Source organism: Acinetobacter tibetensis, assembly GCF_023824315.1.
Lineage (GTDB): Bacteria > Pseudomonadota > Gammaproteobacteria > Pseudomonadales > Moraxellaceae > Acinetobacter > Acinetobacter tibetensis.
Genome location: NZ_CP098732.1, coordinates 1,158,063 through 1,170,795, shown reverse-complemented (window position 1 = coordinate 1,170,795; position 12,733 = coordinate 1,158,063). Strand labels below are relative to the sequence as shown.

The 12,733-nt window shown below is 44.4% G+C and carries 12 protein-coding genes; all 12 read right to left on the bottom strand.

Annotated elements, in window-relative coordinates:
• Nucleotides 1–17 precede the first annotated feature (17 nt).
• Nucleotides 18–992 carry a tRNA dihydrouridine synthase DusB gene (gene dusB / locus M5E07_RS05670; protein WP_252222810.1) on the bottom strand — a complete coding sequence of 325 codons (975 nt, stop codon included), beginning with the start codon at nucleotides 990–992 and terminating at the stop codon, nucleotides 18–20.
• Between the two features lie 942 nt (nucleotides 993–1,934).
• Nucleotides 1,935–2,369: an excinuclease gene (locus tag M5E07_RS05665; protein WP_252222807.1), complete on the bottom strand. Its 435-nt coding sequence runs from the start codon at nucleotides 2,367–2,369 to the stop codon at nucleotides 1,935–1,937.
• An 18-nt stretch (nucleotides 2,370–2,387) separates the two neighbouring features.
• Complete coding sequence (locus M5E07_RS05660; RefSeq protein ID WP_252222804.1) at nucleotides 2,388–3,608, bottom strand: beta-ketoacyl-ACP synthase; 1,221 nt, start codon at nucleotides 3,606–3,608, stop codon at nucleotides 2,388–2,390.
• Nucleotides 3,608–4,333 (bottom strand): 3-ketoacyl-ACP reductase FabG2, encoded by a 726-nt coding sequence (locus tag M5E07_RS05655; RefSeq protein ID WP_116759259.1) that lies wholly within the window; start codon nucleotides 4,331–4,333, stop codon nucleotides 3,608–3,610. Before M5E07_RS05655 ends, M5E07_RS05660 begins: the two co-directional genes overlap by 1 nt.
• The gene (locus M5E07_RS05650) at nucleotides 4,330–4,767 is read right to left on the bottom strand and encodes a hotdog family protein (protein WP_252222801.1); all 438 of its coding nucleotides are present in this window, start codon (nucleotides 4,765–4,767) and stop codon (nucleotides 4,330–4,332) included. Before M5E07_RS05650 ends, M5E07_RS05655 begins: the two co-directional genes overlap by 4 nt.
• Nucleotides 4,764–5,960 carry a beta-ketoacyl-ACP synthase gene (locus M5E07_RS05645; protein WP_252222798.1) on the bottom strand — a complete coding sequence of 399 codons (1,197 nt, stop codon included), beginning with the start codon at nucleotides 5,958–5,960 and terminating at the stop codon, nucleotides 4,764–4,766. Before M5E07_RS05645 ends, M5E07_RS05650 begins: the two co-directional genes overlap by 4 nt.
• Complete coding sequence (locus M5E07_RS05640) at nucleotides 5,953–6,510, bottom strand: DUF3261 domain-containing protein (RefSeq protein WP_252222795.1); 558 nt, start codon at nucleotides 6,508–6,510, stop codon at nucleotides 5,953–5,955. The genes M5E07_RS05645 and M5E07_RS05640 overlap by 8 nt, the downstream gene beginning before the upstream one ends.
• Nucleotides 6,500–7,801, bottom strand: coding sequence for an NAD(P)/FAD-dependent oxidoreductase (locus M5E07_RS05635; RefSeq protein WP_252222792.1), 1,302 nt, complete (start codon nucleotides 7,799–7,801; stop codon nucleotides 6,500–6,502). Before M5E07_RS05635 ends, M5E07_RS05640 begins: the two co-directional genes overlap by 11 nt.
• Before the next feature lie 18 nt (nucleotides 7,802–7,819).
• Nucleotides 7,820–10,144, bottom strand: a complete 2,325-nt coding sequence (locus tag M5E07_RS05630; protein ID WP_252222789.1) for an MMPL family transporter — start codon at nucleotides 10,142–10,144, stop codon at nucleotides 7,820–7,822.
• A complete protein-coding gene (locus tag M5E07_RS05625; RefSeq protein ID WP_252223712.1) occupies nucleotides 10,119–10,706 on the bottom strand; it encodes a LolA family protein in 588 nt (195 codons plus the stop codon). The genes M5E07_RS05630 and M5E07_RS05625 overlap by 26 nt, the downstream gene beginning before the upstream one ends.
• A 61-nt stretch (nucleotides 10,707–10,767) precedes the next feature.
• Entirely contained in the window at nucleotides 10,768–11,187 is a 420-nt protein-coding gene (locus M5E07_RS05620; protein ID WP_252222786.1) for an acyl-CoA thioesterase, read from the bottom strand.
• Between the two features lie 9 nt (nucleotides 11,188–11,196).
• A complete protein-coding gene (locus M5E07_RS05615; RefSeq protein ID WP_252222783.1) occupies nucleotides 11,197–12,729 on the bottom strand; it encodes an HAL/PAL/TAL family ammonia-lyase in 1,533 nt (510 codons plus the stop codon).
• Nucleotides 12,730–12,733 lie beyond the last annotated feature (4 nt).

Sequence of the window (12,733 nt, the reverse complement as noted above, 5' to 3'; positions counted from 1 at the left end):
CTTTTGATATAAGACTTCTACACATCAAGCAAATTAATCTGTTCGACCTGAACATCATGCATGGTTTGCCCTTCACTTAATAATAAATTGAAATAGTTCTCAACGACTTGGGCCTGCTCTACTGTCGTTTCAACTTTATACATGCTCTGACGAAATTCATTACTTGCTCGTAGTCCTTTGGTATACCAAGCAATATGCTTACGTGCGATTCGGCAGCCTGAGTATTCACCATAGAATTGATAGAGTTCGGTCAAATGCCCCAGTAGAACTTCTTTGACTTCAGAAATCTGTGGTGCAGCCAAGTGCTGCCCAGTTGTTAAATAATGTGCAATTTCTCTAAAAATCCAAGGTCGGCCCTGTGCAGCACGCCCAATCATAATCGCGTCTGCCCCAGTATAATCCAATACGTATTTGGCTTTTTCAGGGCTATCAATGTCACCATTGGCAATTACGGGAATGCTCAGCAACTGTTTGACTTCTTTAATTAAGTCATAACGTGCCGTATTTAAGTACATGTCCTCACGAGTACGCCCATGTAATGCCAAAGCAGCAATACCCGCCTGCTCTGCTCTTTGCGCCACACGCAAAATATTTTCATGCCCATTTAAAAAGCCCAAACGTGTTTTGAGCGTGACGGGTACATCTACCGCAGCAACAACTTCATCTAAAATTCGCGCAACCAAATCTTCATCTTGTAATAAAGCCGAACCAGCCAACTTATTACAGACTTTTTTGGCAGGACACCCCATATTAATATCGACGATTTGTGCCCCATTTGCGACTTGGTAACGTGCAGCCTCTGCCAAATCTTTAGGGTCGGAACCTGCAATTTGTGCTGAAATTGGTGCCAATTCCCCATCAAAGTTGGCACGATACAAACTTTTCTTACTCATACGTAAGGTTTTGTCCGCTGTCATCATTTCACTGACCGCATGACCAGCACCAAAATATTTACAAAGCGTGCGAAACGGACGGTCTGTCACACCCGCCATAGGAGCGACCCAAAGTTTCTTATCTATTGATCTATCAAACAAGTCTTTAATAGTGTTGTTTTGACTCAATTTCTTAAACCTCGTTTAACTTCGTTTAGTCGCTTCTAGTTGAGTTTTAATGATTTTTTTGCTACACCCTATTTGCACCTTATAAAAAATTATGGTGTAAATTGCATGGGAATAATCACTAAATGCCAACTCGCAAACGTTACAATACACGATAAAGCTCAAGTCTGAGTTCAGTATGAAAACTACCCTGCATTGAAGGCTTCAAAGAGTTTCAGTAAGAAATCACGTGCAGATACGTGAATAAAACGAACTGAAACAGAAATTGAATTAAATCCAGAAAGAATACTTCACTCAACGACTGAGCTTAAGCACAAAACATTGGCTGGATTTATTGGTCAATACTAGGAAGGGTCGCTAGAACAAAAACAGGCGCTTTAAAATTGATGGCTAGTGTAGAGATTTCGGAGAAAAATATCTATTCATTAACATGACAAGATTTTTCAGACTTTACAATTGTGCATGATACAAGTGATCAAATCACTGGTCGTGATGGGATTTCATAAAAGCTGTACGGGTTCACACTGAATATATTTGACGTACACCTCTACATGTTATTGCAGCCTTTGAAAAGGTGATGATTGGTTTTAACCAATTACCAGACCTCTATCCATTAAAGATGGATTTCAAATAGGTTTATCTAGATCGTTGATGTTATGTTTTTATTTTCGTGAATAACATCTAAATTTGGATAAAATTAATTCTATTTTGTTTAAAACAATCAGCAATGCCAGACCACAATCGAATAGATTTCACCGCAGAACATTGACTTTAGATGAGCTATACGAAAATCGAATACGATTCATTACTGCTCAAGAAAATTTCTAAATTATTGCTTAAAACAGTGAGGGATTTTCTCCCCCACGTCTTATTGATCTAAAATTTTACCAAATCCCCTTTCAATGCCACGCCTGCTAGTGCCGTACCTTTCGCGCATTGATAGGTGGTGGTGCTACGTGTTTCATTCGACTTATAGAAACTCACCAGATTAGTCACAGCATTTGCACCATTGGCTTTCGCGGTATTTTGGAATTGAATCAATGCTGAACGGAGGACATGATCACATGAAGTTTCCGCAGACTTGGCAAAACCATTGGTCTTTTTATTGGTCACTAAGCCCTTTTCAATCACTTTGCCGCCCGACTTGGTTCCTGCCAAATAAAATTTTACCGAGCCATCCAGCACGCCATCTGCAACAGCACGATTCACTGCGTCTTGAAACTTAAAATCATACATTTTATCGGCAGCCTGAGCTGATGCAATCGCACCTAAAGACAACACAGCGACTGCACAGATTTTTTTGAATAACATTGTTCTACCCTTATCTTATTAGACACGTTTAAAAATCAAGGAGGTATTAATCCCCCCAAAAGCAAAATTGTTGCTCATCATAATTTGCGTTTCTGCTGAACGCATATCTGAAACGATATAATCCAGATCACCACAAGCACTATCAATCTGATCTAAATTCAGTGTAGGCACCAACTGATTGCGTCGCATCATTTCAATACTCAGCCACGCCTCAATTGCGCCACACGCGCCGAGCGTATGCCCAAAATAACTTTTTAATGAGCTGATCGGTTTTTTACCCAAAATACGCGCAGTCGCTTGTGATTCAGCAATATCCCCCTGATCAGTCGAGGTCCCATGCGCATTGACATAATCAATATCCATGGCAGTAAGCTGTGCATCTTTCAGCGCCAACTGCATACAACGACCCATCATTTCAGAATCAGGTCGAGTCACATGCTGACCATCCGTATTGCTGCCATAACCGACAATCTCGGCATAAATGGTGGCACCGCGCGCTTGGGCATGTTCATATTCTTCTAGAATCAAACAGCCTGCCCCTTCACCGACCACCAAACCATCACGGTCTGCATCAAACGGACGTGGCGTTTTCTCTGGACGGTCATTTTTCATACTAGTTGCTAACAACACATCGAACACCGCTGAACCTGCGGCACTGAGTTCTTCTGCCCCACCTGCAATCATCACGGTTTGTTTGCCATATTTAATCGCTTCATAAGCTTGACCAATGGCCATAGAACCTGAAGTACACGCACTTGAGGTCGGCAGCGTTAAACCTTTTAGGCCAAAATACACGGTCATATTGACTGCACTGGTATGCGACATCATACGAATGTAGGTCGTGGCATTCATTTGACTCATATTGTGCTCAATCAACATCGAGCCAAACTCACGCACAGCATCCACACTTCCTGCAGATGAACCAAACGCGACACCAGTTTCACCACTTTTTAAGATATCCGCATGCAGTAATCCTGCATCTTCCAATGCTTTTTCAGCACATACGGCAGACATTAAGGCAACACGTCCCATACCTCGAGTAACCTTGCGGTTAAAATGCTTGGGTACGGTAAAAGACTCAACGGGGCCGGCCAATTTACTGCGTAAATCGGAATAAATCTCCCAGTCAGGCATATAGCGAATGCCACTTTTGCCTAGTGCAAATTGCTCAAAAATTTGTTCTGCGGTTTCGCCTAAAGAGGTAATTCCAGACATTCCTGTCACAACAACACGTTTCATTAGATCAGCCCCCCATTGACTGAAATCACTTGGCGGGTGATATAACTGGCATCATCACTACATAAAAACTTCACCGCTTTTGCAACTTCTTCTACCTGTCCCATGCGTTGCAGTGGGATCATTTTCAAAGCATGTTCTTTAACTTCTTCGCTCACCATTTCGGTTTCAATCAAGCCCGGAGCTACACAGTTCACCGTGATTTTGCGTTTTGCCAATTCCAGTGCCAGTGCTTTGGTCGCACCAATCAAACCCGCTTTGGCAGCACTATAGTTCACCTGACCACGGTTCCCCATGATTCCTGACACTGAAGACATGGTCACAATACGTCCGCCTTTTTTCAAGCGGATCATTGGCATCATTACTGGTTTTAGCACGTTATAAAAACCATTTAATGAAGTTGAAACCACATCATCCCAATCATCATCGGTCAATGCAGGAAAAGCGCCGTCTCGGGTCAGTCCTGCATTCAGCACAACCCCATAAAAAGCACCATGCTGTGCAATATCTTGCTCTAAAATCGTTGCAATTTTTTCACGGTCATTCACATCAAACATCAACACATGGCTGTCTTGACCTAAGGCTTGAATCTCCTGTGCCACGGCTTCTGCTTCTGATTGTCTTGAACGTGCATGTACCGTGACATCAAAGCCTGCCTTTGCTAACTCTAAAGCGATCGCTTTACCTATTCCACGACTCGAACCCGTAACTAAAATTCTTCTATTCACACTAATTTTCCAATGATTTCATTCATATTTTCAGGCTCAAATACGCTCAACATGGCACTGAATTTGTGTTCTTGATATTCAATTTCACAATGAAACTGCCCTAAACCTTCATGCAGATAACTTTGTTCTACCCGAATCCGCACAGTTGTACCCAAACTAAAATAGGCACAAGGCAACTGCATTTTACGCGTTCCCAATAAAAAACCAATTTTCGGTGGCAATCCTTGAGTTTGTCCTTTATAGCCTGCATAGACACTGATGGTCTGTGCCATCAGCTCAATACTGCTCCATGTCGGCAAACCTTCTGACTCACAAAACATCAAATCAGGCGTGATGTGAAGTTCTGCAATGGCAAACTCATTATTGGCTTCAATCAGATGACTGACAAAAACCATCGGTTTTTCATGCGGAATAAACTGTACTGCATCCATCATGGCAAAGCCGTCCCAAAAATTAAACTGATATTGCTGCCACCAAACGCAAAAGAATTACTCATCGCATAGCGAATGGGTATAGTCAAATGCGGAGTAAGCACATAATTTTGTCCAGCCAAAGCATCATCCAATTCACCTGTATGATGCAGCGGCAACCATGATTGATCCAATAAAACCTGCTGGCAAATAAAGGCTTCGATTGCACCTGCCGCCCCTAAACAATGTCCTGTTTTATGTTTAGTGCTGCTCAATGCCACAGTCTCATCTGAAAAAATGGTCTGTACCGCCTTAATCTCCATCGCATCATTTTGCGGTGTTGATGTGCCATGTAAGTTCAAATAACCAATATCACCTGCTTCAAGCTGTGCAACAGCTAATGCTTTTTGCATCGCCTCCGCAGCCCCTCGCCCTTCTGGATGTGGCGCTGAAATATGCCAAGCATCCATTGACTCACCACTCGATAGCAACATCACAGGTGCAGGCGCTTTCGACAATAAAAATAGTCCTGCTGCTTCACCAATATTGATGCCATCACGATTGGCACCACAAGGCTGACAAACTCCGCTCGATAAGCTTTCCAAACTGTCAAAACCATTTAAGGTCAGCTTACATAAGGTATCAACGCCTCCAACCAACACAGCATCGGCCAAATCGGCATTGAGCAGACGTTGCGCCGCTGCCATGGCTTTGGCTGCTGAGGAACAGGCGGTAGAAATGGTATAGGCAGGTCCTTCCCAACCCAAATACTGTTGTAAGGCTTTTGCTAAACTGCCCATTTCTTGTTTTTGATGCTGTACAGACTGTGGCACTGGCTGTTGAAACTGGACTTTCAATACAGGCTCATTATCCGCGATGCCTGACGTTGACGTGCCAATAATCACCGCAAGACGTTGTTTGGAAAACTGTGTGGTATAGTCACGAATCTCGGTTTCAATTTTTGCCAAAGCCGTCAGGGCAAAGCGTAAATTCCGTGAGTCCGCACCACTCAAGCGTTCAGAGACTTCTTGAACTAAGGTTTGATCAGATGCGCCGACCCATACCGTACGCCCCGCAATCAGATCCTCTCGTTGCGACAAGGTATTTTCTGTGCTTGTTAAGGCACGTTGAAGCTCAGCGGCATTTTGTCCCAAAGCCGATAGCGCCGCACTGAACTGAATACCGACGGCTGAAACATGTTGTAGATTTTTAGTCATGATGGTCGCCTTGATCATCTTCTAAAGTATTGCTCACTGCGCTAATCACCATCTGATAAGGCACTTGCAGATTATCTAGCTCAATTGCCCCCTCAGTTTGCTGAATTTTCAACACAGGCTGCTGCTGAATATAAATGGTATCGTCTTTTTGTATGACCGCATTTTGAGCAGCATGTAATGCAGCAAACTTTGGATAAGTTGCATACAGAATATCGCGCACCACATAATCAAATGGTAACAACTTCATGGACTCAATCCGCTGTTCGACTTTAACCTTTTGACCATCAAAACTAAGCTTAAACAATTGCTGCCCTGTAAGGCTGAGTGCCAGCATGTCAAGCGACTGTCCCTGTTGCTGCTGATAGAGTAAAAAACTGAAACTCTGCGTTTTCCACTGCACTTCAATTTGGTCTTGGCGCTGATAATTTTGCGCCACCCACTGCGGGGTCGCCAATCCTTGTGCTTTAGAGATCCAACTTTGACAAGCGCTACAGAGCAAAGCACTGGCTAAAACCCAACTGATGGTCTTTAAACACAGCTTAAGTTTCATCGGTCAGCAACTCTTTCTCTTGTTGTGCTTCTCGGCAATATTCTGCCAAGGTGCTCAAACGTTGCTTGGCATTACGGTGAATCGGGTTAGTCGTATCCCATGCATAACCTGCCAGTAAAGATGCAATCATACGACGGATTTTTTCATCCTGCTGAGTTGAAAACACCACATCCTGAAACTCACCTGAATACCATGACTCGACATAGGCACGGAACACTTGAATGCCTTTACGCAGTGGCTTTTCGTATTGCTCCATCCAATCTACCGCCTGACCTTGCAGTACTTGCTCGACCAAAGGCACCGCTAAGCTGGAAGATTTCAATGCAATCGTTACACCCGAGGAAAAGACAGGATCTAGAAACTCACCAGCATTGCCCAGCAGTGCATAGTTTTCAGATGCCAAGTGTTTTACATCAGCAGAGTAGCCTACTAAAGTCCGCACAGGAGTATCATGTTTGGCGTGACGCAGCACATGTGACAAACTGACATCATCCGCTAAAATACGTTTCTGCAAGGCTTCTAAGTCATAATCTGCACTGCCGTCATAGCCGTATTTTTCAAAGAAATCTTGCTCCGCCACAATACCAAATGAAGAACGTCCATCGGCAAACGGAATCAGCCAATACCATGCACGGTGGTCTTTTTCATGCACAGTAATTAAAATTTTCTCACGGTCAAACTCAGGATCATCCAACAAACCATCTTCAATATGGGTAAAGACCGCACGGCGCACTGGAAAGTCCGACGGACTTTCTAAATCGAGAAACTTTGGCAAAATGCGACCAAAACCACTGGCATCCAATAAGAATTTACCTTGAATTTGGTAATTGTTGCCTTGCTCATCTTTGACCGTCAAAATCGGCTGTGTAGATGCCACATCGACTGCCAAAACTTCATGACCAAAACGGATATCTGCGCCCATTTTTTCGGCTTGCTGAGCTAAGAGCTGATCAAAATTGGCACGTCGTACCTGCCATGTGGTGCCAGGACCTTCACTAAATTTTTGGGTAAAGTCATAAAAACTGCGCTGCGTGCCTCTTAAAAAGGCTGCACCATTTTTATACTGAAAGGCATATTCGTCGGCATGTGCACGAACCGTATCCAATAAACCCGCTTCTTCTAAAAACACCATACACTGCGGTAATAAAGACTCACCAATGGAGAAGCGTGGAAAATATTGCTTTTCGATAACTGTGACTTGATGGCCTTTTTGGCGTAGCAAAGCTGCCGCCGAACTGCCTGATGGTCCCGCCCCAATAATTAAAACATCTGTCTGTTGCATGGTGCTCATTGCACTGTACCCTTTAACTCAGCTCTTTGGCTGATATTGTTGAACCACAACATGTTTTGCATCGGAAGATGTAAAAAGTGTGGCATAAAGAAATGAAAAAATAACGCCCAATAAAACTGTTAAGCCAAAACTGTGAATGGCATAAGTATGACTAAACGACAATAAGCCAAACCCGAAGAACGTCGACATCATACATAGGAATAAAGCCATGCCCACCACCTGCGGGTGATCATGTCCGTGGCGGTAGAAAATCGCATAGTCCACTCCAATCCCAATGATCAGAAAGGTGCCCATAATACTGAATAAATTAATCTCGACACCCAGCCATGCTTGAATCGCAAATGTGGTCATTAGAGCCATGCTGACAGGCAACACCAAAGGCAGAATGGATTTTTTGCCATAAAGGACGCCTAAGCCAATGGCTAAAATCACCAAAGCACTGAGCAATAGCCACTGCGCCTGCTCACGATGTTGTTTGAATAACTCAGACAGTTGATGAACGGGACGTAACAGTTGCACATCAGGATTTTCAAGCTGCTGCACGGCGTTCACATCATGCACATTTTGTAGCATCACTAAACGCTGCGTCGCGCTCATGTGCAGAAAATGCAACGGATGATCTTTAAAGACTGCTTCGGTCAATAAAGATTGGTCTTTTAAATGCGCTTGCCAGTTTAAAACATCGGCTACGTTGAGCTGCAACGCTTGCGCATATTCCACCAAAGCGGGCTGAGGAATCGCCTGTAACATTGCGATATTGTGTTTTTGCTGCTCAAGCGATGGAATCCACTGCCCTAAAGCTTGCACAGCATCCAATTTGCCAGCCTGCTGTAAGGGAGCAAGTTTTGCCAGCAATTGCTGTTCATGTTGCTCTAATTCTGCGGGTGTTCTGCCCTGTACCACAAAATATTCGCTGCTTTGCTGTTGCATAAAACGCGAACGGATGTATTGATCTTCCTGCTTTAAAGTGGCATCCATACTTTGTAAATTACGGATGTCATCATTGCTTTTCAGAAAGGCGAGGCTGCTGCCTGTTACCAGTACAATCAGTGAAATCATGCCATAGCGCAGCGTGTTGTGGCTTTGCACATAATTACGTGCTTTGCCAATAAAACCCAGTGTACGTATCGCTGGTTCCGCATTCAGCGCAGGCAGACGCGGCAGCAGTAAAATACTGGTCACCCATGCGGCACTCAATCCAACCATGGAAAAGACTGCAATTTGTTTAAAACCCGGAAATGGGGTAAAACTCAGCACCACATAGGCCAATAGCGTGGTCATCAGCCCCACAAATAGACTCGGCAATAATGGTTTTAAAACAGTAAATCCATCGATCTGTCGGTGCTGAGACTGCATGGCCATGAAGTAAAATGAAAAATCGACACAGACCCCAATCAAACTGGCACCAAAGACCAGTGTCATCAGATGAATTTCGCCAAAAATCCAATATGTTACCGCAAAGGCCACCAAACTGCCTGTGCCCACCGCAACCATTTCCGTCAGCATGGGTCGTATCGAACGGAAGCCAAACCAGACCAACAGTAAAATCCCAATAGTCGAGCCCACGCCAATGGTCGAGATTTCCTCTTTGGCAGAGTTGGTGCCAAACTGTGCAAACAATAACGTACCTGTCCAGTGCGGTTTAACCTGCAACTGGTTGAGCTGCTGATTGATATTTTGAATAAAGGCAGCGGTCTGCTCTTGGTAGGCAATGTTATAGGGACTATTATTAAGTTGAAGTACCATCAGGCGCGAGATACCCTGCTCATCACGAATTGTGGCGAAGCCCTGCTCTAAATTAATATCAGCATTGCTTTGTAAGGCACTTAAACCCACTGCATAACGCGGAAACAGCAGCAAGGGATCTTGCTTCAACATTTCAGCCGTGATTGGCATGCCCGGACTCATCAGTTGTAACAAGCCCTGCTCTATCAGTGCGGCATCATCCTGCTCCTGCACAATCTGCTGATCGGTCTTGGATAATAGCCCTGCTTTGTGCTGATACAGCGCTTGGGCAAATTGATCAGGATCAAGCTGTGGACGAACAGGTAAAAACAGTTGACTTTGGTCGGCTTGGGTTTTGAGTGCTTGCGTTGCCTGTTCTAATTGTTGATCCGTTTTGGCATCCAATACCACAAAAACTTTGTCATTTAACTGCTGACTGACATATTGCTGTGCTTGTTCCAGATGAGCATCTTGATGTGCCTCAGGCAGCAAAGCAAAAATATTGGTCTCAATCTTAATACCTTTATTCAGCCAAGCCACGCCCAGTGCCAAAGCAATGACACACAGCACCAACAGCCAAAGGGCGCTAAATTTATTTTGCCAATTGGAAAAGTGCATTTTCCGCAGCCGTTAAAGTTTGAGGTTGAGCCGTTTGCTGGCTAAAACGAATGATGGTGCGGTTATTGGCTTGTTCTAAAATCGTGATACGGTCCACATAACGCTGCCCTTGCGCATCGACTTGGACAAAAAGCTTTTTAAATAGACTGCTTTTCGGCGTTAAGCTGACATTCCACTGCGTCGGACTGTAATTGGCAGACACCACATTAAAGTTTTTAGCGAGTGCCGCTTCATTGCCCGACATCAACTGTAAAAACATCGTCGCTACAGAGCCATACGGGGTTTTGTCGACTTCAATTTGACTGCTAGTACGCTGCGTCTTTTGTACCAACTTACGCGGTGTCACCACCAAATCGGCTTTAACTGGACTTTGAATCTGCCACAGCACACCTTGATTTTTGCTGAACAGCACCGTGCCTTTGGACACATAGGTTTTATTTAAAGAGGCCAATTTTTTCTGCTGCTCAAATTGGGCACGCACCACAGGCGTTGCACCAAGCTGAGTAAACACCTGCTTCAATTCAGTACTTTGTGCATTCACTGCGGGAGCAAGCAAAGTCATCACACTGGCTGTACACACAACGAAAATCGGCTTAGAAAATTTGTATCGAATCATGCTTGCATTACTCCACCTTAAACTCAGGCCATGCATGTAAACAGTCCAGCAATACCTGTGGCGACTGGAAGCACATTTCACGTTTTTCAATGTGTACCGCCACTTGCGAAGTAAAGCCCTTGGTCAGCTTTCTGCCCGAAACCGCATCAAAAATCAGATATTCAATTTTTAAGCGATTTTCCCATTCTTTCAAAACAGCGCGCACGCGAATTTTCTGTTCGAACTCAATGCCTTGTACATAACGGACATAGCTTTCAATCACAGGCCATGCATAGCCTGAGTCACGCATTTGGTTATAGTTATAGTGAAATTGATCCAGCAGTTTGCAACGTGCAATTTCAAAATATTTTAAATAATGACCGTGCCACACCACATGCATGGTATCGACATCATGAAAGGGCACTTCAATAATTACATCAGCATACATGCTCATTTCCTATGAATATTGAACAGCAATGCTGTCTAACAGTTCTAAATCCTCAAAGCGATTGACCAATGCCTGAAGTTCATGTTGCAAAGGACGATCTTCCTCTACATAGGTGAAGCTCTGAAGCACCCAATGTTGAAATGCTGTTAAAACAGGGCTGAGTTCTGTATCTACACCTTTGAGTTTGACCGCCTGAACCGCTGCACAACTGAGTGCTGCAATCACTTGTTCGGTCAGGGTAATGACACGGCTGGCATCACGCGCAGCAATGGTGCCCATGCTAACTTTGTCTTGATTATGACATTCGGTTGAGCGAGAGAAAATTGACGCAGCGAGCGTCTGCTTCAAGGCTTCTGCTGTCCATGCCGAAACCCCAATTTGCACCGCTTTAAAGCCATGATTCAGCGGCAAACGCTCAGCACTTGAGCCAGTTAAATTGCGTGGCAAGCCATTGTTCATTTTATAGTCGACCAACTGCGCCAATTGACGATCCATCAAGTCGGCAATATTGGCGATCATGATTTTTAGACTATCCATGGCTTGAGCAATATGTCCGCCATAGAAATGTCCACCATGCAATACACGCAGGTTGACTGGGTCAATCAATGGGTTGTCATTGCTTGAATTCAGCTCATTTTCAATAAACTGACGCAGCCAGACTTTAGAATCTTCAAACACCCCAATCACATGCGGTGCACACCGTAGTGAATAACGGTCTTGCAGGCGTGAACTTTGGTGCTCGGTCTGTACCTCACTGTTTAACCAGTCACGTAACTGGGCTGCAATATGTTGCTGTCCTGGATGAGGTTTTTGGGCAAACAACACTTCATCAAAATGGCTTGGATTGCCCTCAAGGGCTAAAACATTCAGTGCAGTAATCAAGGTACTAGCAAAAGAAATCTGTTCTGCTTTTTTATAATTCAGGCAGGCGATGGCGGTCATGACCGCTGTACCATTCATTAGAGCTAAGCCTTCTTTAGGACGCATCACCAAAGGTTGCAAACCTTTTTCAGCATACACTTGTGCAATCGGTACGATCTGACCTTGATAATACACATCGCGCTCACCCACCAAGGCCCCAGCGATATAAGACAAAGGCGTCAAATCCCCACTGGCACCCACCGAACCTTCCGAGGGAATCACAGGAATGACATCTTCATTCAGCATCCAGACCAAACGCTGCAACAAGGCATGCGAAACACCTGAATAACCGCGTGCCAAAGAACATAAACGCACCACCACGACAGCTCGCGCTGTAATCAGGTCTAAGTTTTGCCCCATGCCACAGCCATGAAAACGCGACAAATGTAGCGGCAGCTCATGCACTTGGTGAGTTGGAATTTCAACTAAGCATGAGTCTCCATAACCCGTGGTCACACCATATATGACGCCTTCGTCTTGCAACAACTGATCAAGGAAATCTGCACCACGTTGAATCAATGCTGTCCATTCAGCAGAGGTAGGCAATGCCACCTGTTTTTCTTTACGTGCTACAGCCACAACATCTTCAATACTGAGCGGAGTTTCCCTAACAATTAACACAAGA